Origin of the sequence: Thauera chlorobenzoica (genome assembly GCF_001922305.1) — a bacterium.
Lineage (GTDB): Bacteria > Pseudomonadota > Gammaproteobacteria > Burkholderiales > Rhodocyclaceae > Thauera > Thauera chlorobenzoica.
On record NZ_CP018839.1, the window covers coordinates 255232 to 279850 of the forward strand.

26 protein-coding genes and 4 pseudogenes are annotated in these 24619 nt (G+C 67.3%); 26 read left to right on the forward strand and 4 right to left on the reverse strand.

The genetic code is table 11. From position 1 onward, the window contains the following. Positions 1-2 precede the first annotated feature (2 nt). The 3 genes from Tchl_RS01195 (at position 3) to Tchl_RS01205 (ending at position 3968) form a co-directional block, all read left to right on the forward strand. On the forward strand, positions 3-2210 hold the full coding sequence (locus Tchl_RS01195) for a RelA/SpoT family protein (protein ID WP_075146782.1): 2208 nt from the start codon (positions 3-5) through the stop codon (positions 2208-2210). A gap of 59 nt (positions 2211-2269) precedes the next feature. Beyond that, positions 2270-2461 carry a DUF3460 family protein gene (locus Tchl_RS01200; RefSeq protein ID WP_075146783.1) on the forward strand — a complete coding sequence of 64 codons (192 nt, stop codon included), beginning with the start codon at positions 2270-2272 and terminating at the stop codon, positions 2459-2461. An 82-nt stretch (positions 2462-2543) separates the two neighbouring features. Further along, positions 2544-3968, forward strand: a complete 1425-nt coding sequence (locus Tchl_RS01205) for an exonuclease domain-containing protein (protein WP_075146784.1) — start codon at positions 2544-2546, stop codon at positions 3966-3968. A gap of 28 nt (positions 3969-3996) precedes the next feature. Here Tchl_RS01205 and Tchl_RS01210 read toward each other — a convergent pair whose 3' ends face one another. Beyond that, the gene (locus Tchl_RS01210) at positions 3997-4686 is read right to left on the reverse strand and encodes a Crp/Fnr family transcriptional regulator (RefSeq protein ID WP_075146785.1); all 690 of its coding nucleotides are present in this window, start codon (positions 4684-4686) and stop codon (positions 3997-3999) included. 260 nt (positions 4687-4946) lie between these two features. Between Tchl_RS01210 and Tchl_RS01215 the strand changes: the two genes are divergently transcribed. The 11 genes from Tchl_RS01215 (at position 4947) to ccmI (ending at position 14828) form a co-directional block, all read left to right on the forward strand. Next, a complete protein-coding gene (locus tag Tchl_RS01215) occupies positions 4947-6842 on the forward strand; it encodes a HAMP domain-containing protein (protein WP_075146786.1) in 1896 nt (631 codons plus the stop codon). Between the two features lie 83 nt (positions 6843-6925). Next, on the forward strand, positions 6926-7570 hold the full coding sequence (gene narL, locus Tchl_RS01220; protein ID WP_075146787.1) for a two-component system response regulator NarL: 645 nt from the start codon (positions 6926-6928) through the stop codon (positions 7568-7570). 79 nt (positions 7571-7649) lie between these two features. Beyond that, positions 7650-8276 (forward strand): cytochrome c biogenesis heme-transporting ATPase CcmA, encoded by a 627-nt coding sequence (gene ccmA / locus Tchl_RS01225; protein ID WP_075146788.1) that lies wholly within the window; start codon positions 7650-7652, stop codon positions 8274-8276. Beyond that, positions 8270-8938 carry a heme exporter protein CcmB gene (gene ccmB, locus Tchl_RS01230; protein ID WP_075146789.1) on the forward strand — a complete coding sequence of 223 codons (669 nt, stop codon included), beginning with the start codon at positions 8270-8272 and terminating at the stop codon, positions 8936-8938. The genes ccmA and ccmB overlap by 7 nt, the downstream gene beginning before the upstream one ends. A gap of 63 nt (positions 8939-9001) precedes the next feature. After that, positions 9002-9778 carry a heme ABC transporter permease CcmC gene (ccmC, locus tag Tchl_RS01235; protein ID WP_075146790.1) on the forward strand — a complete coding sequence of 259 codons (777 nt, stop codon included), beginning with the start codon at positions 9002-9004 and terminating at the stop codon, positions 9776-9778. Then, complete coding sequence (ccmD, locus tag Tchl_RS01240) at positions 9778-10005, forward strand: heme exporter protein CcmD (RefSeq protein WP_075146791.1); 228 nt, start codon at positions 9778-9780, stop codon at positions 10003-10005. The genes ccmC and ccmD overlap by 1 nt, the downstream gene beginning before the upstream one ends. Continuing rightward, positions 10002-10445, forward strand: coding sequence for a cytochrome c maturation protein CcmE (ccmE, locus tag Tchl_RS01245; protein WP_075146792.1), 444 nt, complete (start codon positions 10002-10004; stop codon positions 10443-10445). Before ccmD ends, ccmE begins: the two co-directional genes overlap by 4 nt. A 1-nt stretch (position 10446) precedes the next feature. Next, positions 10447-12429: a heme lyase CcmF/NrfE family subunit gene (locus tag Tchl_RS01250; RefSeq protein WP_075146793.1), complete on the forward strand. Its 1983-nt coding sequence runs from the start codon at positions 10447-10449 to the stop codon at positions 12427-12429. A gap of 20 nt (positions 12430-12449) precedes the next feature. Next, positions 12450-13043 carry a DsbE family thiol:disulfide interchange protein gene (locus Tchl_RS01255; RefSeq protein WP_075146794.1) on the forward strand — a complete coding sequence of 198 codons (594 nt, stop codon included), beginning with the start codon at positions 12450-12452 and terminating at the stop codon, positions 13041-13043. A 46-nt stretch (positions 13044-13089) separates the two neighbouring features. Beyond that, complete coding sequence (locus Tchl_RS01260) at positions 13090-13611, forward strand: cytochrome c-type biogenesis protein (protein ID WP_083945279.1); 522 nt, start codon at positions 13090-13092, stop codon at positions 13609-13611. After that, positions 13608-14828, forward strand: a complete 1221-nt coding sequence (gene ccmI, locus Tchl_RS01265; RefSeq protein WP_075146795.1) for a c-type cytochrome biogenesis protein CcmI — start codon at positions 13608-13610, stop codon at positions 14826-14828. The genes Tchl_RS01260 and ccmI overlap by 4 nt, the downstream gene beginning before the upstream one ends. Positions 14829-14863: 35 nt before the next feature. Here ccmI and alr read toward each other — a convergent pair whose 3' ends face one another. Next, on the reverse strand, positions 14864-15925 hold the full coding sequence (gene alr, locus Tchl_RS01270) for an alanine racemase (protein WP_075146796.1): 1062 nt from the start codon (positions 15923-15925) through the stop codon (positions 14864-14866). Positions 15926-16127: 202 nt separating this feature from the next. Between alr and Tchl_RS01275 the strand changes: the two genes are divergently transcribed. After that, the gene (locus Tchl_RS01275) at positions 16128-16400 is read left to right on the forward strand and encodes a hypothetical protein (RefSeq protein WP_075146797.1); all 273 of its coding nucleotides are present in this window, start codon (positions 16128-16130) and stop codon (positions 16398-16400) included. A 150-nt stretch (positions 16401-16550) separates the two neighbouring features. Here Tchl_RS01275 and Tchl_RS01280 read toward each other — a convergent pair whose 3' ends face one another. Together Tchl_RS01280 and Tchl_RS01285 are read right to left on the reverse strand one after the other, a co-directional pair. Further along, positions 16551-17822: a type II toxin-antitoxin system HipA family toxin gene (locus Tchl_RS01280; protein WP_075146798.1), complete on the reverse strand. Its 1272-nt coding sequence runs from the start codon at positions 17820-17822 to the stop codon at positions 16551-16553. Between the two features lie 17 nt (positions 17823-17839). Further along, positions 17840-18163: a helix-turn-helix domain-containing protein gene (locus tag Tchl_RS01285; RefSeq protein ID WP_075146799.1), complete on the reverse strand. Its 324-nt coding sequence runs from the start codon at positions 18161-18163 to the stop codon at positions 17840-17842. 235 nt (positions 18164-18398) lie between these two features. Here Tchl_RS01285 and Tchl_RS01290 point away from each other — a divergent pair. The 11 genes and pseudogenes from Tchl_RS01290 (at position 18399) to Tchl_RS01335 (ending at position 24608) form a co-directional block, all read left to right on the forward strand. Continuing rightward, positions 18399-18988, forward strand: a pseudogene (locus Tchl_RS01290) (AbiEi antitoxin N-terminal domain-containing protein). After that, positions 18981-19214: pseudogene (locus Tchl_RS01295) on the forward strand (nucleotidyl transferase AbiEii/AbiGii toxin family protein); the annotation flags it as partial. The pseudogenes Tchl_RS01290 and Tchl_RS01295, both read left to right, overlap by 8 nt. A gap of 389 nt (positions 19215-19603) precedes the next feature. Then, positions 19604-20383 (forward strand): type IV toxin-antitoxin system AbiEi family antitoxin domain-containing protein, encoded by a 780-nt coding sequence (locus tag Tchl_RS01300; protein ID WP_232311634.1) that lies wholly within the window; start codon positions 19604-19606, stop codon positions 20381-20383. Then, on the forward strand, positions 20376-21302 hold the full coding sequence (locus Tchl_RS01305; protein WP_075146800.1) for a nucleotidyl transferase AbiEii/AbiGii toxin family protein: 927 nt from the start codon (positions 20376-20378) through the stop codon (positions 21300-21302). The genes Tchl_RS01300 and Tchl_RS01305 overlap by 8 nt, the downstream gene beginning before the upstream one ends. Positions 21303-21814: 512 nt before the next feature. Continuing rightward, positions 21815-22582, forward strand: coding sequence for a hypothetical protein (locus Tchl_RS01310; protein WP_075146801.1), 768 nt, complete (start codon positions 21815-21817; stop codon positions 22580-22582). Positions 22583-22601: 19 nt separating this feature from the next. Next, positions 22602-22652, forward strand: a pseudogene (locus tag Tchl_RS18415) (hypothetical protein); the annotation flags it as partial. Between the two features lie 52 nt (positions 22653-22704). After that, the gene (locus tag Tchl_RS01320) at positions 22705-22953 is read left to right on the forward strand and encodes a tyrosine-type recombinase/integrase (RefSeq protein ID WP_456300372.1); all 249 of its coding nucleotides are present in this window, start codon (positions 22705-22707) and stop codon (positions 22951-22953) included. Between the two features lie 139 nt (positions 22954-23092). Further along, positions 23093-23278, forward strand: a pseudogene (locus Tchl_RS18420) (type II toxin-antitoxin system RelE/ParE family toxin); the annotation flags it as partial. A 20-nt stretch (positions 23279-23298) separates the two neighbouring features. Beyond that, the gene (locus Tchl_RS18425) at positions 23299-23481 is read left to right on the forward strand and encodes a type II toxin-antitoxin system RelE/ParE family toxin (protein ID WP_456300376.1); all 183 of its coding nucleotides are present in this window, start codon (positions 23299-23301) and stop codon (positions 23479-23481) included. Continuing rightward, complete coding sequence (locus Tchl_RS01330) at positions 23465-23767, forward strand: helix-turn-helix domain-containing protein (protein WP_075146802.1); 303 nt, start codon at positions 23465-23467, stop codon at positions 23765-23767. Before Tchl_RS18425 ends, Tchl_RS01330 begins: the two co-directional genes overlap by 17 nt. Before the next feature lie 76 nt (positions 23768-23843). Next, a complete protein-coding gene (locus tag Tchl_RS01335) occupies positions 23844-24608 on the forward strand; it encodes a TIGR02391 family protein (protein ID WP_232311635.1) in 765 nt (254 codons plus the stop codon). Positions 24609-24619: the final 11 nt, after the last annotated feature.

A 24619-nucleotide genomic window follows, 5' to 3' on the forward strand; every position in this document is an offset into this window, starting at 1 on the left:
GCATGGCGACCAGCGACGTCGGCGTCCCCCTGCCTCCTTTCCGGCCGCCGGCCTCGAGCGTCCTCGCGCTCGATTTCCAGCAGCTCAAGACCAAGCTGCTCGGCTACCTCAAGGCCGAAGACGTCGGCCGCATCGAAGCGGCCTACCATTTCGCCGCCAACGCCCATGCCGGGCAGTTCCGCATCAGCGGCGAGCCCTACGTCACCCACCCGGTGGCGGTCGCCTCGCTGGTCGCCGACTGGCGCCTCGACCCCCAGGCGCTGATCGCCGCGCTCCTCCACGACGTGATGGAGGACACCCACATCACCAAGGCGGAGATCGCCGAGCGCTTCGGCAAGGTCGCCGCCGAACTGGTCGACGGCCTGTCCAAGCTCGACAAGATCGAATTCCGCTCGCAGGAAGAGGCCCAGGCCGAGAACTTCCGCAAGATGCTGCTGGCGATGGCGAGCGATCTGCGCGTGATCCTGATCAAGCTCGCCGACCGCCTGCACAACATGCGCACGCTGGACCACGTCCGTGCCGCCAAGCGCCGCCGCATCGCCAGCGAGACGCTGGAAATCTACGCCCCGATCGCCAACCGCCTCGGCCTCAACGACCTCTACCGCGAGCTGCAGGAGCTGGCGTTCCGCAACAAGTATCCGCTGCGCTACGCGGTGCTGGCGAAGGCGATCCGCGCCGCGCGCGGCAACCGCCGCGAAGTCGTCGGCCGCATCCGCCACAGCATCGAGGAGCGCCTGCCGCAATGGGGCATCTCGGCCGAGGTGCAGGGGCGCGAAAAGCACTTGTACGGCATCTACCGCAAGATGGTCGAGAAGCACCTGAGCTTCTCGCAGGTGCTCGACATCTACGGCTTTCGCGTCATCGTGCGCGACGTGCCCAGTTGCTACCTTGCCCTTGGCGCGCTGCATGCGCTGTTCAAGCCGGTGCCGGGCAAATTCAAGGACTACCTCTCGATTCCCAAGGCCAACGGCTACCAGAGCCTGCACACCACCCTGATCGGCCCCTTCGGCATGCCGGTGGAAGTGCAGGTGCGCACCCGCGAGATGCACCACATCGCCGAGAGCGGCGTCGCCTCGCACTGGCTGTACAAGGAAGACGAGAAGACCCTCACCGAACTGCAGCAGCGCACCCACTCCTGGCTCCAGTCGCTGCTCGAGCTGCAGTCCACCTCGGGCGAGGCCACCGAGTTCCTCGAGCACGTCAAGATCGACCTGTTCCCGGGCGAGGTCTACGTGTTCTCGCCCAAGGGCACGATCTTCTCGATGCCGAAGGGCTCGACCCCGGTCGATTTCGCCTACGCGGTGCATACCGACATCGGCAACCGCTGCGTCGCCTGCCGCATCAACGGCGACCTGATGCCGCTGCGCAGCGAACTGCGCAACGGCGATCAGATCGAGATCATCACCGCCGCCCACGCCAACCCCAACCCGGCCTGGCTGTCGTACGCGCGCACCGGCAAGGCGCGCTCGCAGATCCGCCACTTCATGAAGAACGCCCAGCAGGACGAGTCGGTGGCGCTCGGCGAGCGCCTGCTCAACCAGGCCCTGCGCCCGCACGGGCTCACTCTCGGCCAGGTGTCGACCTTCGCCTGGGACCGCTTCCTGCGCGACCGTGGGGTGCGCTACAAGAAGGAAATCTTCGCCGATCTCGGACTCGGCAAGCGCCTGCCGGCGATCGTCGCCCGCCGCCTCGCCGAAGTGCAGGATCTGGAATCCGGCCGTCCCGACGTGATCAAGCCCAAGCCCGCGGGGGCGATCACGATCCGCGGCTCGGAAGGCATCGCGGTGCAGCTGGCGCGCTGCTGCCGGCCGATCCCGGGCGACCCGATCATCGGCACCCTGCGCAAGGGCCAGGGGCTCGAAGTCCACACCCACGACTGCCCCAACGTCGCCAAGCTGCGCGGCGACCGCGGGCGCTGGGTGGATGTGGACTGGGAGCGCGGCAGCGACGAGCGCCTGTTCGATGTCGCCATCCGCGTCCTCAGCCGCAACTCGCGTGGCGTGCTCGCCCGCGTCGCGAGCGCGATCGCGGAAGAGGACTGCAACATCCAGAGCGTCAGCATGGACAGCGAGCAGGGCACCTACACCGCGCTCCACTTCATCCTCCAGGTGCGTGACCGCATGCACCTGGCGAAGGTGATGCGGTCGGTCCGCCGCCAGTCCGACGTGGTGCGCATCGGCCGCGTCAAGGGCGACGGCCGCGTGGGCTGAACGCCGGCAGCGCTGGTAGAATGCCGCCCCTGTACCGATGATCCGTGGAGCGAATCCGAATGGCGATGTACGAATCCGAACACACCCGATTCATGCGTGAATGGATGGAAAAACATCCCGAGCAGCGCGAGCAGCAGCAGACGGGGCGCGCGTTGTGGTGGGACAAGCCGCAGGACGTCGCCGAACAGCAGCGCCTGGCGCAGGCGCGGGTGCCGGTCAAGCCCTACTACTACGACGTCGGCGGCCATTGAGCGCTGACCGGCGCCGCGCTGCCCGCGGCAAGGACGGCCGCCCGGTGCGGCACCACGCCCGTGCGCTGACGGGCGCGCCCCGATGAGCCTGCCGCGCCGCCTCGCCTTCATCGACGTCGAGAGCACTGGCGCCCACCCGGTGCGCGACCGCATCACCGAGATCGCCATCCTCCGTGTCGAGGACGGCGAGGTCGTTGCGCGCTGGGACAGCCTGGTCGACCCCGGGCAGCCGATTCCCGCCCTGATCCAGGGCGTGACCGGGATCAGCGACGCCATGGTCGCGGGTGCGCCCGCGTTCGAGGCCGTTGCCGACACCGTCGCCGGCCTCCTCGAGGGCTGCGTCTTCGTCGCCCACAACGCCCGTTTCGACTACGGCTTCATCAAGAACGCCTTCGCCCGCTGCGGGCGCGAATTCGACGCCCCGGTGCTGTGCACGGTCAAGCTCTCGCGCGCGCTGTATCCCGAGTATCACCGCCACGGCCTCGATGCCTTGATCGAGCGCCACGGCCTGGTGTGCGCCGCGCGCCACCGGGCGATGGGTGACGCCGAAGTGTTGTGGCAGTTCGTCCGGCTCGCCTGCGCGGGCTTTGCTGGCGAAGTGCTCGAGAAGGCGGTGGCGCGGGCGATGAAGGCGCCGCAGACCCCGCCCGGCCTGCCCGAAGGCCTGCTCGAAGCGCTGCCCGACGTGCCCGGCGTGTACCTGTTGCATGCCGAGGCCGAGGCGCCGCCGCCCGGGCGCAGCGACCGCCCGCTCTATATCGGCCGCGCGGCGAGCCTGCGTGCGCGGGTCAAGGAACATTTTTCCGGGGTGCCGCGCAAGGGCCGCGACGCCGGCCTGGCGGCGCAGGTGCAGCGCGTGGAGTGGCGCGAGACGGCCGGTGAGCTGGGTGCGCAACTGCTCGAGCACACGCTGTTGTGCGCCTTGCGCCCGAGCGCCAATCGCGCGCCCGAGAGCGGCGCGGAGGCCTTCGCCCTGCGTCTGCTGGAAAACCGCCGGCGCGCACCGATCTGGCAGCGGGTGAACATCGCCGGTACCGATCCCGGCAGCTGGGACGGGCTCTACGGCGCGTTCCGTTCTCCGCGCGAGGCCGACAACCTGCTGCGCGAGCTGGCCCTGCTGTACCGCCTGTGCCCGCGCCGGCTCGGTCTCGAAGCGGGCGCTACGGGGCCGTGCACGGCCCATGCCGCCCGGCGCTGCGCCGGAGTCTGTGCCGGGCGGGAAACGCCGGCCGCGCACGACGCGCGCCTGGCCGCCGCGCTCGAGCCGGTGCGCATCAAGCCCTGGCCGTGGGCCGGCGCGGTGATCATCGGCGAACACCATGAAGGCAGCGGGCGCGAGGCTTTCCACCTGTTCGCGCACTGGTGCCACCTCGCCAGCGCGGACTCCACCGATGCGTTACTGGCGGCGGCCGCCGGCCGGACGCCGGCGTTCGATCTCGACACCTGGCGCATCCTCAGCCGCTGGCTCGCGGCGCCGGGCAATCTTGCCCGCGTGCGGCCGCTGTGAGTGCGCTCCGGCGCCCGCCGCGGGCGCGCTAATGCGCGGCGCAGGTGCGCAGCTGCGACAGCTTGCTCAGCACCATGCCGCGTCGGCCACGGGGCCGGATCAGGCCTTCGCGGACGAAGTGCGCCAGCACCCGCGACAGGGTTTCCGGGGTCAGGTTGAGCTGGGCGGCGATGGTCTGCTTGTCGGTTTCGAGGTGGATTTCGCAATGCTCGGCATCTTCCGGCGCGAGCCGGGTCAGATAGTGGGCGACCCGCTGCGTGCTGCTCAGCTGCAGCTGCAGCTGCAGCGTCGACATCAGGTCGTGGCTGGCGGCAGCCAGGTGCAGGCCCATCGCCGTACAGAAGCGGTGCGAGGCGTCCATCGCCGCGCGCAGCGCCGCGGTCGGCACCAGCAGCAGCTCGCAGGCACGCATGGCCTGCGCATTGACCACGTGGGGGCGATCGAGGAGGGCGGCATCCTCGCCGAAGAAAGCGCCGCTGCCGGCGATGCGGACGATCTTCTCGCTGCCCGAGGGAGACAGCACGAAACACTTCACGTCGCCGTCGACAACGAGGTGGACGCCGCGCGCACGGTCGTCGCGCTGCACCAGCAGCTCGCCGCGTGCGGCGTGGATCGGGCGGACGCTGGCGGTGATGCGCTCGAGCGCCGGTGGCTCGAGCAGGTCGAAGGGGGCGAAATCGGAAAGAAGGGGGGGCGTGCGTTGTTGTTTGGCTTTCATGTCGTACTCCATGACCAGCCGCAGCAGGCTGTGGCGGGTTTGTACACTAGCCTCCCGGCCCGGGCGATCGATCTCCAGGGGGGTGCGGAAACGTCGCCGGGAGGTGCTGCATATACCTCCGAGGAGGTATTGGATGATCGTGATGCGCTGGTGAAGGATATTGAATATATTGGGTTTTTAAAGTTTTACGGGGCGCCAGATGGGAAAACGGGATATGTCCACGTTGTTGCCGGCGGCACCGGCGTGACGGACGCATGCGGATGAACATGCAGCTCCCGCCGCCGGTGCGGCGGCGCTCGATCATGCTGCTGGTGACGGTGGCGATGCTGACCCTGGCGCTGATCGGCCTTGCCGGGATGAGCGCCTCGGTGCTGGTCGTCGAGCGCGCACGCAGCAGCACCGAGGCGATCAAGGTCGCCGGCAGCCTCCGCCTCTATGCTCAGCGCATTCCGAGCCTGGCCGCGGTCGACAGCCTGGGGGGGCGCGGCTTGTCCGCGCGCGGGATGGCGGTGAGCGGCGACTTCGAGCGCCAGCTCGAACACCCGGCACTGGCACAGGCGATCGCGCGCGCGCCGCAGGCGCCGTTCGCCGTGGCCTACCGCGGGGTGCACGCGGCGTGGCGTTCGAGCCTGCAGCCGCGGTTCGAGGCGCTGTCCCGCGAGGGGGCATTGTCGGCCGCCGGAATCGAGCAGCTGCTGGCCGAGGTCGATGCCTTCGTCGAGCAGATCGATGTACTGGTGGCGGCGCTCGAGCACGACAGCGAGGCCCGCATCCATCGCCTGCACCAGGCGCTGGCACTGGCGATGGGGCTGACCCTGATCGTCGCCGTGATCGCGCTCGGCCTGCTCTACCGCGCCTTGCTGCGTCCGCTCGGTGGCCTGCTCGAGGCGGCGCGGCGCATCGCCGGCGGCGACTTCAGTGCGCGCGTGCGCAACACCGGCGAAGACGAGATCGGCCGTGTCGGCACCTCGTTCAACCTGATGGCGGGGGAACTGGAGAAGCTGTACGGCAATCTCGGGCGCCACGTTGCCGAGAAGACCGCCGAGCTGCAGCGCAGCAACCGTGCGCTGGAACTGCTCTATCACGCGATCACCCGCCTCTACCACAGCCCGACCGCGCCCGAAGCCTACGCGGCCACACTGCGCGACATCGACCGGGTTGCCGGGCTGAGCGGCAGCTTCGTGTGCATCGAGCCCCAGGCCGCGGCCGCGGCGACGGTGATCGCATCGACCTTCGGCGTCTGCCCCGAGCGTATCGCCCGCGGCGAGGATGCGTGCGCCGCCTGCCGCATCAGCATGGCTCCGGGCAACGGCGATCTGCTGCGCTTTCCGCTGCGCGACCGCGAACATCACTACGGCATGCTGCGTCTGGCGTTGCCGCCGGGGGCGAGCCTGGAGGACTGGCAGCGCCAGCTCGTCGAGGCCTTGTCGCGCCATATCGGCATGGCGCTGGGCGCGGCGCGGCGCGGCGAGCAGGAGCGCCTGCTCGCGCTGCAGGAGGAACGTTCGGTGATCGCGCGCGAACTGCACGACTCGCTGGCGCAGGCGCTGTCCTACATGAAGATCCAGGCCAGCCTGCTGCAGCGCGTGGCCGGCGATCCGGCGCGCGCGGCCGAGGCTGGGCCGATTCTGGTCGACCTGCGCGCCGGGATCAATGCCGCCTACCGCCAGCTGCGCGAATTGCTGGTGTCGTTTCGCCTCGGTCTTTCCGGCGACCTGGACCGCCTGCTCGGCGACGCGGTGCGGGAGTACGGTGCGCGTGGCAAGCTCGAGGTGACGCTCGAGTTGCGCCTGGGCGACTGTGTGCTGAGTCCGAACCAGGAAGTGCATGTGCTGCAGATCGTGCGCGAGGCCTTGTCGAACATGGTGCGCCATGCCGGTGCGCGCCGGGCCCGGGTGGCGGTGCTCGGCGAGGCCGGCGGCGAGGTCAGGATCGAGGTCGAGGATGACGGCGTCGGCCTTGGCGCCCCGCCCGAGGATGCGCGCAACCACCACGGGCTGTCGATCATGCGCGAGCGCGCCCGCAGCCTCGGCGGCGAGATCGAAATCGGCAACCGTGCGGAAGGCGGCACCCGGGTCCGGGTGCGCTTTGCCGCGGCGCGGGTGGTGGCCGGCGGCGCCTTCGGCGGCAAGGCCGGATTCCCCGCGACCGACTGACGGCGGGCGGGCAGGCCCCGACCGCCTGCTGCACCGAACCCGACTGCCTCAGGGTGGAACTTCAAGCCGGAGCTGCTTTGACAATGAACGAAATGCAATCGGTCCTGATCGTGGATGACCATCCGCTGTTCCGCAAAGGGCTGGCGCAGCTGCTGCAGACGGTGGACGGTTTCAGGCTGGCTGGCGAGGCCGCCAGCGGCGAGGAAGGACTCGCCATGGCGCGCACGCTGCTGCCCGATCTGGTCCTGCTCGACCTGAACATGCGCGACATGAGCGGACTGGAGGTACTGCGCAGCCTGCGCGGTTCGCGCATCGGCGCACGCGTGGTGATGGTGACGGTATCGGACCAGGGGGAGGACGTGGTCGCGGCGCTGCGCGCCGGCGCCGACGCCTACCTGCTCAAGGACATGGAGCCGGAAGAGATGCTCGGCGCCCTCGCCGAAGTCGCCGCCGGGCGCGTCGTGATCCCGCAGCAGCTCAACCACCTGCTCGCCGCCGCGCTGCGTAGCGAGGGCCGGCCACAGTCGGTCGCCGCCGCCGGGCTCACCGAGCAGGAAGTGCGCATCCTCGAAAAGATCGCCGCCGGGCTGTCGAACAAGCACATCGGGCGCGAACTCGACATCGCCGAAGGCACGGTGAAGGTCCACGTCAAGCACGTCCTGCGCAAGCTCGACCTGCGTTCGCGGGTCGAGGCCGCGGTGTGGGCGGTCGAGCATATGCGCGGCTGAGCGCTCCGCTGCCGCCCGCGACCGGCCCGGCTGCGGTCGGGATGGCGCAATGCAGCATGCTGTGGTTCAATCCTCCCCCATGCTTGAAACCCGAGATCTCGCCTGCCTGAAGGGCGATCGCCTGCTGTTCCGCGGCCTCGCCTTCCGCCTCCAGGCGGGCGGGCTGCTGCGCGTGGCCGGTCCCAACGGCGTGGGCAAGACCAGCCTGCTGCGCCTGGCTACCGGGCTGGCCCTGCCCGAGGCCGGCGAGATCCGCTGGCGCGGCGAATCGATCCGGCGTGCGCGTGAGGCTTTCCACGGCGAGCTGCTCTACCTCGGTCACGCCGCTGCGCTCAACGACCTGCTGAGCCCGCTGGAAAACCTGCGCTTCGCCTGCGCCGCCGCCGGTGACGCGGTCGACGAGAAGGCCTGCGCCCACGCCCTGGAGCGGATTGGCCTCGCGCGCCAGCTCGACCTGCCGGCGCGGGTGCTGTCCCAGGGCCAGCGCCGGCGCGTCGGCCTGGCGCGCCTGTTCCTGTCCGCTGCGCGGCCGCTGTGGGTGCTCGACGAACCGTTTACCGCGCTCGACGTCCATGCCGTGGCCGATCTCGCCGCCACCTTGTCGGCGCACTGTGCCGACGGCGGCATGGTGATGCTGACCACCCATCAGGATGCGCCGTTCGCGACGCCGCCGGCGGTGCTCGACGTCGGGGCCTTCGCATGCTGAGCACCTTCTTCGCCGTGCTGCGCCGCGACCTGCTGCTGGCCTGGCGCGGCCGCGCCGACGTGCTGGTGACGCTCGCCTTCTTCATCATCGTGGTCTGCCTGTTCCCGTTCGGGGTTGGCGCCGAACCCAACCAGCTGCGCGCGATCGCCCCCGGCGTGCTGTGGGTGGCGGCGCTGCTCGCCTGCCTGCTGTCGCTGCACCGGCTGTTCGCCCAGGATTACGTAGACGGAACCTTGGAGCAGCTTCTCCTGTCTAGGGAACCGGCTGCGTTGTGGGTGACGGCCAAGGTGCTCGCGTTCTGGCTCAGCACCGGCCTGCCGGTGGTCGCGGTGGCGCCGGCGATGGCCCTGCTGCTTGACCTGGAGCAAGGTGGTCTGCCGGTGCTGGTAATAAGTTTGATGCTCGGCACGCCGATCCTGGCCTTGCTCGGGGCGGTGGGCGCGGCGCTGACCCTGGGCCTGCGTGGGGGCGGGATGCTGCTGGCGCTGCTGGTGCTGCCGCTGTTCGTGCCGGTGCTGATCTTCGGCGCCGGTGCAGTGGAGGCGGAGCTGTCCGGCTCCGGCGCGGCGGCCCACCTGCTGCTGCTGGGAGGCGGACTGGCCGGCGCGCTCGCGCTTGCACCCGTGGCGTGCGCGGCAGCGCTGAGGATTTCGACTGATTGATGACACCCTGCGGAGGCCTTCCCGAAGAGGGCTCCGCCAACCTGTAAAGCGACTTTTCAGCGCATGAACAAACCCGAACGCGCTCGCAGCTTGTTCCGCTTCGCCGCCCCGCAGAACTTCTATCCCCTCGCCGGCCGGCTCGCGCCCTGGTTCGCGGTGGCGGCAGCGGTGCTCGGTGTGGCCGGCCTGTGGCTGGGCTTTTTCGTCGCCCCCACCGACGCCACCCAGGGCGAGGTGTACCGGGTGATCTTCATCCACGTGCCGGCAGCCTGGATGTCGATGTTCATCTACCTGGTGATGGCCTTCTGGTCGGCGGTCGGCCTGGTCATGAACACCCGCCTGTCCTTCCTGATGAGCCAGGCGCTGGCGCCGACCGGGGCGCTGTTCTGCGTCGTCGCCCTGTGGACCGGGGCGCTGTGGGGCAAGCCGACCTGGGGCGCGTACTGGGTGTGGGACGCGCGCCTGACTTCGCAGCTGCTGCTGCTGTTCCTGTACTTCGGCTTCATCGCCCTCACCCGCGCGATCGAGGACCCGCGCCGCGCCGATCGCGCCGGGGCGATCATCGCCCTGGTCGGCGCGGTGAACGTGCCGATCATCTATTTCTCGGTGCAGTGGTGGAACACCCTGCACCAGGGCGCCTCGGTGAGTCTGACCAAGGCGCCGTCGATGGCCGCAACCATGCTCGCCGGGATGCTGGTGATGGCGCTGGCGTCCTGGGCCTACACCCTGGCCGTGGTCCTGTGGCGGGTGCGGCCGATGATCCTCGAGCGCGAGCGTCATACCGAGTGGGTGGGGGCGGTGCTCGAACAAGAGCTGCGAACCGGCGGAGGGCGTGCCTGATGCTGTGGCAAAGCTGGTCCGCGTTCTGGGACATGGGGGGCGCAGCCTTTTACGTGTGGGGCAGCTACGGCCTCGCCCTCGGTATGGTGGCGCTCGAGCTGATGCTCGTGTTCCAGCGCCGCAAAGACACTTCGCGCCGGCTGCTGCGCTGGCGGCGCGCGCTCGGCAAGGATGCCGGCAGGCAAAACGGCGGTGAGCCCGAACCCGCTACGGAGTCGGAAAGATGAAAGCCCGTAACAAACGTCTGATCCTCGTCGGCAGCGGCGTCGCCCTGCTGGTGGCGGCGGTGGCCCTGGTGCTGAGCGCCTTCCAGCAGAACCTGGTGTTCTTCCACACCCCGTCCGAAGTGGCCGCAGGCAAGGCGCCGACGGGCAAGACCTTCCGCATCGGCGGGATGGTCGAGGAGGGCTCGATCGCGCGCGAGGCCGACGGCCTCACCGTGCGCTTCGCGATCACCGATACCGCGAAGATCATTCCCGTGACCTATCGCGGCACGCTGCCCGACCTGTTCAAGGAGGGCAAGGGCGCGGTGGTGCAGGGCCGCCTCGAAGACGGCGTGTTCCGTGCCACCGAGGTCCTCGCCAAGCACGACGAGAACTACATGCCGCCCGAAGCCGCGCACGCCGTCGAGCAGGCGCAGAAGGCCGCACAGACGGTGAGCCAGTGACATGATTCCCGAACTCGGACATTTCGCCCTGATCCTCGCCCTGGTGCTGTCCCTGGTGCAGGCGGTGGTGCCGCTCGTCGGCGCCCGCCGCAACAGCCTGGCGCTGATGGCGGTCGGCCGCCCCGCGGCGCAGGGACAGTTCCTCTTCATCCTGGTCAGCTACCTGTGCCTGACCTGGGCCTTCGTCAGCAGCGACTTCTCGGTGCAGCTGGCGGCGTCCAACTCGCATAGCGCGACGCCGATCTTCTACAAGATCACCGGCGTGTGGGGCAACCACGAAGGCTCGCTGTTGCTGTGGGCGATGTCGCTGGCGCTGTGGACGGTGGCGGTGACGGTGTTCTCGCGCCACCTGCCCGAAGCCTTCCTCGCCCGCGTGCTCGGGGTGCTGGGCTGGGTCAGCGCCGGCTTCATCTCGTTCATGCTGGTCACCTCCAACCCCTTCGACCGCCTGCTGCCGGCGGTGGCCGACGGGCGCGACCTGAACCCGCTGCTGCAGGATCCGGGAATGATCATCCACCCGCCGCTGCTCTACATGGGCTACGTCGGCTTCTCGGTGGCGTTCGCCTTCGCCATCGCCGCGCTCCTCAGCGGCCGGCTCGACGCCGCCTGGGCGCGCTGGTCGCGGCCGTGGACGACGGTGGCGTGGGTGTTCCTCACCGCAGGCATCGCGGTCGGCTCGGGCTGGGCCTACTACGAACTGGGCTGGGGCGGCTGGTGGTTCTGGGACCCGGTGGAAAACGCCTCCTTCATGCCCTGGCTGCTGGGCACCGCGCTGATGCATTCGCTCGCCGTCACCGAGAAGCGCGGCGCCTTCCGCAGCTGGACGGTGCTGCTGGCGATCGGCGCGTTCTCGCTGTCGCTGCTGGGCACCTTCCTGGTCCGTTCGGGCGTCATCACCAGCGTCCATGCCTTCGCCACCGACCCCAAGCGCGGCCTCTACATCCTCGCCCTGCTGGTGGTGGTGATCGGCTTCTCGCTGCTGCTGTACGCAGTGCGTGCACCGAAGCTGGCCGGTGGCGGCAGCTTCGGCTTCGTCTCGCGCGAGACCACGCTGCTCGGCAACAACGTGCTGCTCACCGTGGCTTCGGCTTCGGTGCTGCTGGGCACGCTGTATCCGCTGTTTCTCGATGCCCTCAACCTGGGCAAGATCTCGGTCGGCCCGCCCTACTTCGAAGCGGTGTTCGTGCCGCTGATGACGCCGGTGGTGGTGCTGATGATGTTCGGCCCCTTCCTGCGCTGGAAGGACGATGACCTCGCCGCGGCGCTGCGCAAGGTGGCCCCGGCCTTCATCGCCAGCGTTGCGATCGGGATCGGGGTCGCCTTCGCCGTCGATCACCTGACCTGGCGCACCGCGCTCGGCCTGGCGCTCGCCGCCTGGGTCGGGCTGGCCAGCCTGCAGCTGCTCCATGGCCGGCTGCGGGAGCGCGCCGGCGCCTCCGCCGCCTCGCGCCTGCGCGCGATCACCGCATCGTGGTGGGGAATGTGGTTCGCCCACCTCGGCGTCGGCGTGTTCATCACCGGCGTCACCCTGGTCGGCAGCCTGGACCAGCACCTCGACGTCCGGATGCAGGCCGGCCAGCATGCCGAGCTCGCCGGCTACACGTTCACCTTTCGCGGCGCGGTCGACGCCGACGGCCCCAACTACGACGCCGAGCGCGGCATCGTCGAGGTCGCCCGCGACGGCCGCGCGATCGCCACCCTGACCCCGGAAAAGCGCCTGTACTGGGCACAGGGCATGCCGATGACCGAAGCGTCGATCGACATCGGTCCGTTCCGCGACGTCTATGTGTCGCTCGGCGAGCAGCTCGAGGACGGCGCCTGGATCGTCAGCCTGTACTACAAGCCCTTCATCAGCTGGGTCTGGCTCGGCTGCCTGCTGATGGGGCTGGGGGGCGTGTTCGCCGCCGCCGATCGCCGCTACCGCCGCCTGGCCGCGCGTGACGCTGCCGCCGGGGCCGACCAGCGCATGCCGGCCCCGGTCTGAGCGGGGGCTCAAGGACTCTCATGAAAGCCAAGTTTCTCGTTCCCCTCGCGTTGTTCTTCGGCCTCGCCGGCTTCCTCGCCTTCGGCCTGACCCTCAATCCGCGTGAAGTGCCTTCGCCGCTGATCGACAAGCCCGCGCCCGGTTTCAGCCTCGCCCGCCTCGACCAGCCGGAACAGCGCTTCGCCCTCGAGGAGATGCGCGGCGAAGTGTGGCTGCTCAACGTCTGGGCGTCGTGGTGCGTGGCCTGCCGCCAGGAGCACCCGGTGCTGGTGCGGATGGCGCAGCAGAAGCTGGTGCCGATCGTCGGCCTCAACTACAAGGAAGTGCGCGGCGACGGCGCGATCAACGTCCGCGGCATGGCGCCCGAAGCCGAGACCGGGCTGGCGATCGAGCGTGCGCGGCGCTGGCTTGCCGATCATGGCGACCCCTATGCCTTGTCGGTGCTCGACATCGACGGCCGGGTCGGGATCGACTTCGGCGTCTATGGCGTGCCCGAGACCTTCCTCATCGACCGCGAAGGCCGGATCCGCTACAAGCACATCGGCCCGATCACCCCGGACAGCCTGAAGAACGAGCTGCTGCCCCGGATCGAGGAGGTCCGCCGTGCCGGTTGAACGCCTGTCCGCCGCGCCCGGACGGCGCTTGTCCGGTGCTTTCGGCATGCTCGCCCTGGCCTGCGCGCTGGGACTGGCGCCTGTCGCGCAGGCGGCTGACGCGCCGGCCGCAGCGATCGACCCCGGAGTGGCGCCGGCGGTGGTCGCCGATCCCGCGCTCGAGGCCGACGTCATGGCGCTGGCGCACAAGCTGCGCTGCCTGGTGTGCCAGAACCAGTCGATCGCCGAATCCAACGCGCCGCTCGCGGTCGACCTGCGCAACCAGGTGCGCGAGCAGCTCGCCGCCGGCAACAGCAAGGATGAAGTGGTCGACTACCTGGTCGCGCGCTACGGCGACTTCGTCCTCTACGAGCCGCCGTTCAAGGCCACCACCGCCCTGCTGTGGGGCGGGCCGCTGCTGCTGCTGCTCGGCGGCGCCGGCTGGCTCGCTTACCGCCTGCGCCGGCGCCAGGCCGAAACTGCCGCGGCAGGCGCGCTGAGCGCGGCCGACCGCGCCCGTGCCCGCGCCCTGCTCGCCGGCGGCGAAGCGCCAGCCTCCCCCCCTGAATCCCCGGAGTCCCGTTCGTGACCGTCTTCGTCCTGTTTGCCTGCCTGCTGCTGGCGGGCGCACTGCTGTTGATCCTGCCACCGCTACTGGGGGCGGGCGCGCGGCAGCGGCGGGCGCAGGCCCGGCAAAGCGCGATGGCGCTGACCGTGTTGCGCGAGCAGCTCGCTGAACTCGATGCCGAACTGGCCGCCGGCCACATCGACCCCGCCAGCCACGCCCAAAGCCGCGAGGAACTCGAACGCCGTGCCCTGGAAGAAGGCGAGGCCGCTGCGGAAGCGGCCGGGGCGGCCGATTCCCGCCCACGTCGCGGCTGGGCGCTGGGATTGGCGCTGGGCGTGCCGGCGCTGGTGGTGGCCGGCTATCTGGCGCTCGGCGAGCTCGAGGCCCTCGATCCGCAGAACGTCGCCGGCCAGCAGGGTTTCACCCAGGCGCAGGTGGCGGAGATGGTCGGCGCCCTCGAAGCACGCCTCGCGCAGGAGCCCGACAGTGTCGAAGGCTGGAGGATGCTTTCCCGCACCTATCTGGTGCTGCAGGACTACGCCAAGGCCGAGGCGGCCTACGCCCGCCTTGACGGGCTGGTGCCGAACGACCCCGACGTGCTCTCCGACTGGGCCGACGTCGTTGCGATCCAGCGCGGCACCGTTGCCGGAGAGGCTGAAGCACTGGCACACAAGGCACTGGAGGCGGCGCCGACGCACCCGAAGGCGCTCGCGCTGGCCGGCACTGCGGCCTACCAGCGCGCCGACTACGCTGCCGCCGCCGGCTACTGGGAGCGCATCCTGGCGCAGATTCCGGCCGGTGAGGAGGTCGCCAGGGGCGTGCGCGCCAGCGTCGATGAGGCCCGCGCCAAAGCCGGCCTCGCTCCGCTCGCCGCCGATGCGGGCGGCGCTGCGCCGGGGGCGACGCTGGCGCTGAGCGGCCGGCTGGAAGTCGATGGCGCGCTCGGCGCGCAGGTCGCACCCGAAGATGCGGTGTTCGTCTTCGTGCGCGGCGATGACGGCGGTCCGCCGCTGGCGGCGCTGCGCTTCAAGGGCAGCGAGCTGCCGGTGGATTTCCGCTTCGACGGGGCGCCGATGATGGGGGCCGAGTTTCCGGTGCCGGCGCGCGTGGTGGTGGCGGCGCGCGTTGCCAAGGGCGGCGACGCCACCCCGCGCAGCGGCGATCTCGAAGGTGCGAGCGCGCCGGTGGCCGCCGACGCGCGCGATGTGAAGGTGGTGATCGACCGCGTCCGCGACTGAGCCGCCGAGCCGAGGCCCGCAGCTGCCGCCGCGGTTCAGCCGCAGTACTCGAAGCGCACCCGCTTGACGTTGCACAACAGCTCGTAGGCGATCGTTCCGGCGGCCTGGGCGACCCGGTTCACCGCGACCTCTTTCCCCCACAGCTCGACCCGGCTGCCGATCCCGGCGCCAGGCAACGCGCTCAGGTCCACGGTCAGCATGTCCATCGACACCCGGCCGATCAAGCGGGCGGGAGCGCCGTCGATGCTCACCGGGGTGCCGTCGGGCAGCGTTCGCGGATAGCCGTCGGCATAGCCCAGGGCGACCAGGCCGACCCGGATCGGGCGCTCGGCGACGAAGCGCCCGCCGTAGCCGAGCGCCTCGCCCGGCGCGATTTCGCGCACCGCCATCACCGCGCTTTCCAGCGTCATCACCGGCTGGAGGCCGCCGTCGGCGTCGGCGAGGGGGGAGGCGCCGTAGAGCAGGATGCCGGGGCGGGCCCAGTCGCGGCGGGCCTGCGGCCAGCCGAGAATGGCGGCGGAGTTGGCCAGGCTGCGGGCGCCGGGCAGGCGCGCGGTGGCGGCGTCGAAGCGGGCGATCTGCTCGGCGGTGGCGATGACCTGCGGCTCGTCGGCACGGGCGAAATGAGTCATCAGGGCGATCTCGCCGACCTTGCCGCAGGCGCGCAGGCGCCGCCACGCGGCTTCGACCGCGTCGGGCAGGAAGCCGGCGCGGTTCATGCCGGTGTTGAGCTTCAGCCAGACGTCGATCGGTGCGGCGAGCGGCGTCGTCTCCAGCATCCGCAACTGGGCCTCGTGGTGCACGACCAGCCACAGGCCGTGGGCGGCGGCTTCGTCCAGCTCGGCGGCTTCGAACACGCCCTCGAGCAGCAGGATCGGGCCGACGATGCCGGCTGCGCGCAGCTCCAGTGCCTCTTCCAGGAAGGCGACGGCAAAGCCGTCGGCTTCGCCGGCGAGCGCCCGCGCGCAGCGCACCGCGCCGTGGCCGTAGGCGTTCGCCTTGACCACCGCGAGCGCCCGGCTGCCGTGGCGCCGGCGGGCGAGGCGGTAGTTGTGACGGAGGGCGGCGAGGTCGATCAGGGCGCGGGCGGGGCGCATGGTGGGGTACGAGAGCGGCAAACAGGCATGGTGGAGTGAAACCGGCAGGATCGCAACATGCGCGGGCGGTGCCGTGCCACGACCCGTACCTGACTGGCCCCGCCTCCTTGCGCGGGCTAAGCTGTAAGCGAAAGCGAAAGCGCAGCGCCCGCCGCAGAGGCGGGCGGATACCAGCACAGTGGGTTCTGCCGTGGAGACATGCATGAGTACTGAATCGGACCGCGGGCAAAAAGATGCCTCCACGCTGAGCCTGCGGGAGGCGGCGCAGTTGCTGAGTGACGAGGGGCTCGGGGTGCACGAGGCCGAGATCCTGCTGGCGAGCGCGATCCAGCGCTGTGAGCTGCACGCCGACGTGATGCGCTGGGCAACCGAGCAGTGGGACGGGCGGCATCTGCCGGGCAACATCAACGGCCGCCAGACCCGCATCGAGCGTGCCGACTTCGACGCTTGGCGGAGCAGCCGGGCGGCGGGTTGAAGAGACGGGCACGTCCCCTGGAAAGCAAAAAGGCCAGTCCGTGAGAACTGGCCCAAGTGCTTGAATCCGTGTGGAGCGGGCGAAGGGGATGGCAAAGGGGGTGGTGCCCAATTCCCAACTCGTTGGTTGATGCGAACTTCGAGGGCTTGGTCACCTCAGCAGTGCGGCGGCCGCCGCCATTTGCTGGTGCTCGAAGGCCGGTGCGAAATCTTCCAGCTCCTGCGGTCGTAGTCCGATCTCCCGATCGAGCGCGAGCTGTCGCCAGTTCGATACCGCTGCATACACCTCGGCCAGGACGGCCAGTGCTTGATCCGTGTCCAACGCGAACCGGGCCGCGCGGGCCAGCAGCATCTGCACGTCGGTGATCGGCCCGTCTTGCTCGGACAGCCAGGTCTTGGACTCCCGGTCCTTGTCCGGGAATGGGTTGAGGTCGAAGGCTGGCGCCAGGCGCCACAGCCCTCGCGCCACGTGGAGGAAACCGTGGTTCTGCAGGTGGTCGTCCACGTTGGTGATCAGCAGGTTGAATACCAGGCGGCGCCAAAGTTGCTGTGTGTCCTGGGTGGGCGCTTGGCTGTGCGTACGGATGGTGTCGGCGATCTCGGTATAGCTGCGATCCTCTTCGCGTGATGCCTGCAGCAGGGAGGCGGCCGACTGATAGGGAATCCGGCCGTCTTCGCCATCCCGGTCGAAACGGCGGATGACAGCAACCGGCACCCCGTCCAGTTGCACGATGCGCGCGGGTGCGGTGTCGATGCCGGCCTGGGCCGCGAGCCGTTGGGCCAGCACCTCCCCGCGGGTGACGCTGCGTGCGTCGCCCACGCTCGGGAACTTGCCGATGGCGAGCCACCCGTCCGCATCTACCATCGTGCACTTGGGCCGCATGCCGCCCAGCGAGGTGCCCTTGCCCTGCAGATAGCGCAGGTCCTCGGTCGTTTCCTGGCCCATCTCCACTGCCCGGCTGGCCAGGAAGATCCGCTCCAGTTCGATCGACGGCGGTGTGCTGCGCCGACCTTCGGTCGCCGTTCGCAGATAAGGTCCTTCCGGGTCGCGCAGGCGCAGTGCCCCCACGCGACTGAAATCGTCGACCGCCAGCAGATAGTCCATCTCGGTCAGTGCGGGCAGGTGCGGATCTTCCCTGCGACGCTTGGCGTGGTCGCGGGCGATCACCCGCCGGCCCCAGGCGTCCGGTGCGGTGTCGGCGATCGCACCATGAAAGACCGAGTCGTGTGGCGAGGCGGCCTTGTGGGGCTGGTAGCCCAGCGCGAGTTGCAGGTCGGCGGAGATATTGAAACGCTCCGGATGGGTCAGCCAGGTTTCGTGATAGGCGATTGCACTGTTCTCGCGCCGACCCTGTCGGACATACACGAGCGAGCCAACCTGCCAGCCGGACTTGCCGATGCAAAGCTCGACCTGGCGGCGCATCGGCGCTGCGGCGGTCCTCACAGCGCCCCCGGGGGGCGAGGCTTGCTGCGCACCCGCTTGGGTAGTCGCTCGTCCATCAGCGTCAGGCCGATATCGTCCCTGGAGGTGTCCAGCAGGCGCTCCAGCGCCTGGATCTCGCCGAAGACGTGCAATGCGCGGCCGAAGAAGTGGATGGGGACGCGGACATCGCCTTTTTCCATGCGCCGGACGGTGGACAAGGATGCGCCCATTCGTTCGGCCAGTGACTCCTGGGAGATGTAGCGTCGCCTGCGCGCGAGAGCGATGTCACTGCCGAGCTTGCGGATGGCGCGTTCGACGGGCAGAGGGAGGGGGTGGTCCATGATAATCGCCTTCAAGAGAGATTTAATGTCTTTTTAAAGCTCCCATGAGATTCATTATGCCGATGTGCCCGGAACAATCAATTAATACCCCTGTAGGAACCGTTAGGGCATCTAAAAATTCCAACGGGAGTGATAAGATCGGATTCTGCATGATAAATCAAACCTTATGCTACGTTCCCTGCACGCTCTTGCAATGGCTCCAGGGGCTGATTGGATTCCGTGCTATTTTTACAGCATGGATGAAAATTCCATGCATCAGGTAATCAAGCGGCTGCAGGCGGGACTCCCCCGCGGGGCGCCGTTCGACCTTGCCACCCTGAGCAGTTCGGGGTGTCGCCCCAGCTCGCCGCCCACTATGCCGACGGCGGGTGGCTCGTGCGCCTGGCCCATGGCGTCTATGCCTTCCCGAACGATGAGTTCGGGGTCTACGGTGCGCTGAAGTTCCTGCAACAGCGCGTGCCCGGCCTGCACGTCGGCGGCAAGAGCGCCCTGGCCCTGCAGGGCGTGCGGCACAACCTGGGCAGCCGGGAGACGCTGGTGCTGCGGGGGGCGGTCGCTTCGCGTTGCCGGCCTGGTTCACCTCGCGCTTTCCGGCCCGCAACATCTTTGATGGACTGCGTTCCCCCGCAAGGACTTGCTCGGGCAACTGCTGTCCTGCTGCACCAGCGTGAAGGCCGTGCGCCTGTTCCTCACCTGGGCGCGCAAGACCAGTGCCTCGTGGATGTCGATGCCCTCCTGGCGCACCCGGTTCGCACCGGCAGCAACACGCGCTGGATGAGCCGGCTCGATGACGGCATCCTGCGGAGCCTGAGACCTCATGGATAAGACCTGTGCGGACACCGTTCGCCTGCTGCTGGCCGTCGCGCCTGGCGTGTTCGCCAACGGCATCTTCGCCATGAAGGGCGGCACGGCCATCAACCTCTTCGTGCGGGATATGCCGCGCCTGCCGGTGGACATCGACGTGGTGTACCTCCCGTGGCATACGCCGCGCGTCGACCGCTACACCATGGCTACACGGGTCCAGAAAGCAAAAAGGCCAACCCGGAAGGCTGGCCCAAGTGCTTGAATTCATTTGGAGCGGGTGAAGGAATCAGAACATTGAGACCAACCTATTGATTCACAGAGATTTTTCCCGCATGGCTTACAGCCATAGTACCGCATTATGTACCACCGCCGCACACCAGGCAACGAGTCCTAGTCCACCAAGGTCTGAGTAACGCCAGCGACTGCCACGGAACGCTGTGCCGAGCCGGTCGACAGACCGCTCCGCTGATCCAGCTGGGACAGCCAGACGTGCCGCAGCTCGGAGCCTCGCCACAGCCAGTCATCATCCTCGCTGGCGAGGAGGTTCCCCTTGCGTTTGATTAGATTGATGCAAGATATTCAACCCTGATGCTATTTTTCAGGCACCAACTTATCTTCGGCCTACGCAATGATTAGATGGTGTTGTATATTTATCTCATGAGTAGAACTACAAGGCATCAGGTAATCAAGGGTCTGCAAGCGACGCTCCCCCGCGGAGCACCGTTCGACCTGCCTGTGCTCCAATCTTTTGGCGTCTCCCCCCAACTGGCTGCCCGCTACGCGGAGAGCGGGTGGCTGGTGCGCCTGGGACACGGGGTCTATGCCTTCCCCAACGATGCCTTTGACGTGAACGGGGCGCTGCTTTTCCTACAACGGCGCGTGGCCAGCCTGCATGTCGGCGGCAAAAGCGCGCTGGCCTTGCAGGGGGTGCGCCACAACCTGGGCGTACGCGACACGCTGGTGCTCTGGGGCGAGGCCCGTTTCGCGCTGCCCACCTGGTTCACGGAGCGTTTCCCGGCCCGCTATGTGAATGCCCGGCTGTTCGATTGGTCCGACCCCGACTTGGCCGAAGCCACCCTGCACACCCCGCCCGGACAAACGCAGGGGCTGCGCGTGGCCGTGCCTGAGCGTGCCACGCTGGAACTGCTGTACGAGGCTGGCACCGGGCAAAGCCTGGAGGAAGCGCGTCATCTGTTTGATGGCCTGCGCTCGCCTCGCAAGGCGTTGTTGGGACAATTGCTGTCCTGCTGCACCAGCGTGAAGGCCGTGCGCCTGTTCCTCACCTGGGCGCGTGAGACCAGCCTTCTGGATGTCGATGACCTGCTGCAACAGTACCCGGTACGCACGGGCAGCGACAAGCGCTGGATGAGCCGCCTCGATGACGGCACCTTGCTCAGTCTGAAACCCTATGGATAAGCACTACGCAGACACGGTTCGCCTGTTGCTGGATATCGCTCCTGAGGTGTTCGCCAACGACATTTTTGCCATGAAGGGCGGCACGGCCATCAACCTGTTCGTGCAGGACATGCCTCGTTTGTCGGTGGACATCGATGTGGTCTATCTGCCTTGGCAGGAGTCCCGAGAGCAGGCGCTGCAGGCGATCAACCAGGAACTGGCTGCGATTGCCGAGCGGGTGGCATTGCTGGGGGTGCAGACGCGCCTTATCCGCAGCAAGGACTTGGGGGACACCAAACTGGTCGCGGAGAACGAGATCAGCCAGGTGAAGGTTGAGGTCAATGTCGTGTTCCGGGGCAACGTGCTGCTGGTCGTCCGCCAGCCATTGAGTGCCAGACCCCGCGATCTGTTCGGGGTGGAGTTTGCAGTGCCAACGCTGGACACCGCGGAGCTCTATGCTGGCAAGCTCGTTGCGGCGCTGGATCGGCAGCATCCGCGCGACCTGTTCGATGTCTGTTGCCTGTTTGAGACCGGCGAGATGACCGACGCGATGGTCGAGTGCTTCGTCGTCTATCTGGCCGGACACAACCGGCCCACCCATGAAGTGCTGTTCGGCAACGACAAAGACATCACCGCCGAGTACGAGCGAGCCTTCGTTGGGATGACGGAGCTGGAATGTCCGCTGGAGTACTTGCTGAAAACACGCAGGCGGCTGAGGCACGAACTGCCACGGCGTCTGAGCGCGGCCCACCGTCAATTCCTGAGTGGCCTGGCACGCGCGCAACCCCAGTGGTCACTGCTGCAATGCACGCATGCAGAGCAACTTCCGGCACTGCGCTGGAAGCTCGCCAACCTGGAGACCTTTCAGAGGCGCCGACTACGTGATTTCACCGCACAAGCGGATGCGTTGGACGCGGCGCTGGCTGAGACTCAACCATAGGCGCTCTTGGCTGCCCACGGCCGCCTTGATGTCATCACAGCCCCAGAAGGCAGGAGCTTCTTTTCAAGGCGAGCACATGTCGTGCTTGTTTCTATTTCCGTCTCACGCCATGCGCCAGCGGTCTAAGCGCTGGCTCGATACGATCCAAAACTTCTGGGAATACTCTCGTCCGCAGTGATGCAGCAACCCCGGAGTAGCTGTCGATAGACCCGTGACGGCATAGCTGATCTGCAGCAAATCTTGCCAAATGGGTAAGCCGCGAATAAACCTTGCATGCGCGCACCAAAATCGCGTGTTGAGCGAATTTTCGCACCGAGATTCATCATGTTTCGTGTGAAAAATTTTTACACGAAACCAGGATTTGAGAATTGCACGGTAGCAAGAAACTGCTGAACAGGCACGAACTGGAAGCAGCTTCTTTCTTCCGCCGCTGAATACCCATGATGCAGGACCAGGAAGCCCATGGATTTGAGGAATTTTGAATGTAGCGGTTTTCTTATAGGAGATGGCGCATGACCGACAGTCCACCAAGTTCCAAGGTCTATTACCGGCCTATAGAAGCTGCCATACGATGGGCGGGCCTGCTGAAGTTCGAGAAGGAGATTGTGAGTCTCATCCCAACGCCGATCAATCTTCCCCCAAGAATAGACTGCTGCCCTCGCTGGTCTGAGCTTCGCCTCTACACGGAACGCATTTACGATGCGATCTTCAACAAGGAGCTTCCATACGGCAGCAATGGCATCACACAGTACGACGAGTCACTTTGGGGCTCGCCTGACCTGACGATTCGACACGTCGATCTCAAGAAGTGGATGCGAGATCACTACCCTGAACACCGGCCTGGATTTCTTTTCAGTCGTGCCGAAAGCATTTCCCATCCGGTAATCACGCTGGAGACGGGACAAGCCTTGCTGATTGAACGGCAAGCGTTGAAAACCGAGCTGGATTACTATAAATGCCAATTCCATGAATTGCAGGAGCAGCATCAGGGGTTGCTGAAGCAATGCGAGCAAATTCCCGCCTGCAAGGAATGCCTCATCACGGATCGGGCAGAAGCCACCTACCAAAACATCATTGGCGCGCTATTGGCCTTGCTGCTGAGTCAATCTCCCGGAGGCGTGCCTTATTCGAGCTTCCGCACCCAGGAAGCCATTGTGTCTGCACTTGTCGCGCATTATGGCGGGATCATGGGCATCACCGAGCGCACGCTCAACGGCAAGTTCGCGCTGGCGCGTCGGCGGATGCGTGAGGCGGCCACAGAGACGATCCCAACACAATGAAGTGTGCAACACGGCGGCGGTGATTCTGTCGCACAACCATCTGAGCGGAAATCCCGAACCGAGCGAGGCTGACAAAGCGCTGAGACCCTGCAGTTCCAGAGTGCGCTGGCGATTGCTGGATCATGTCTGTCATGGCTGCCGGAGGCAGCGTGGGCACGCATGGCATCCGCCACCGCTCGGCTACGGACATCGCCAATTCGGGCATCCCGGTCAAGGTCGGCATGGCGCTGACCGCCCACAAGACCGTGGCGATGTTCATGCGCTACGTCCACACCGAAGACAACCCGGTGCGTAAGGCGGTCGAGTTGGTGGCGAGCCGGCGGAAGTCAGTCGTCGGCACGCGCCAAGAACCGAAAGAGGTGACCACATGATCAGTGACCAGCGCCCCGCCATGTCGGCCCCAATCGTCGTGTCGCCCTCACGCCAATCGGCTCGGCGGCCTTCCCCGCCCGTGCAATGCGCTGGGGTCTGGAAAAGTGTACCCGTTACGGGTATGGTTTGGAGGTCAAGATGGCCCGCGTCCTCAAGCGGAAGGACTTTGGGCGGTGGCAGGCGGGTGAAAAGCTGCCTGATGCCGTCTTTTGCAAGGCGATTCAGGAGATGGAAAGCGGTCTGCTTGACGCGGACCTGGGTGGCTTCCTCTACAAGAAGCGGGTTGCCCGTCCCGGCGGCGGCAAGAGCGGCGGCTACCGCACGCTGCTGTCGGCCCGGATCGGATCGGTAGCCGCTACGTGTTCCTGCATGGGTTCCCCAAGAGCGACAAGGCGAACATCACGCAGGACGAGAAGAAGGTGCTGCAATTCGCCGGCAAGGTGTTCCTCGAGCTGTCCGCCGAGGCTTCGTCGAAGGCGTTGCAATCGGGTGTGTTATTGGAGGTGCGTTGTGAGCAAGATCATTGAATCCCTGCGGGGTGATCTGGCCGCGCTCCACGAAGTGGGGGCGATCAGCAAGGTGACGATGCGCGAGTTCGGCGCGATCTGCCCGCCGCCGGTGCGGGAGTTCAGTGCAGCCGACATCAAACGCCTGCGCGAAACCTTGAAGTTCAGCCAGCCGGTGTTCGCTCTTCATTTGCACACGTCGGCCTCGACCGTGCGCAAATGGGAGCAAGGCGAAACCCATCCCACCGGGCCAGCCCTCAAGCTACTCAACGTCATCGCCGACAAGGGCTTGCAGGCCATCATCTGATGCCTGACGAGGGAGGCAGGCATTGGCAACGCGAATTGACCCTTTCAGCTCACAGCATCTTGAAGCTGCGTGCCGCGTGCTCGCCGATACCGAGCGCGGTCTGAGCGGGACGCAGATCGAGCGGCTGCTGCAAGAGATTGCGATTGCCGACACGTCGCCCGGCATGACCAAGTGGAAGCGGTTGTTCAATGCGCTGGCCGGCGCACAGAACCAGCATCAGGTCGGCAACCATCTCATCATGTTCATCAATCGTGCGATGAACCCAGTGAGCTACGCCCGCGATCCTGCGACGTTCGCCTGGCGGCGCGACGAACTCAATGTCGTCCTGGCCTTCTCCGGTTTCTACGTGCGCGAAGACGGCAAGGTCAGGCACGCCGACAAGGCCACGACGCTCGATGCCGCGCGCGCCCGCGCGGGACGACTCAAGGCCGCGCTGGAAAGCCGCGTCGTCCACGCGGAAGTGCTCATCTACTGCCGTGCCGAGCTGCTGGACGAAAACTATTTCCATGCCGTTTTCGAGGCAACGAAAGGCGTTGCGGAGCGGATTCGCCTGCTGTCGGGTCTGAACGGCGATGGCGCTGATCTGGTGAACAAGGTATTCGCGGGCCAGCAGCCCGTTCTGGCCTTGGGGCCGCTCACCACCGAGTCCGAAAAGAGCGAGCAGAAAGGCTTTGCCAACCTGCTGATCGGCCTGTTCGGCGCCGTGCGTAATCCGCTGGCCCATGCACCCAAGACGAATTGGCCCATGTCCGAACAGGACGCACTGGACATCCTGACGCTGGTATCACTGATTCACCGCAAGCTGGATGGCGCCACGAAAGTAGTTGCCGTATCGCCATAAGGGAAAGACAA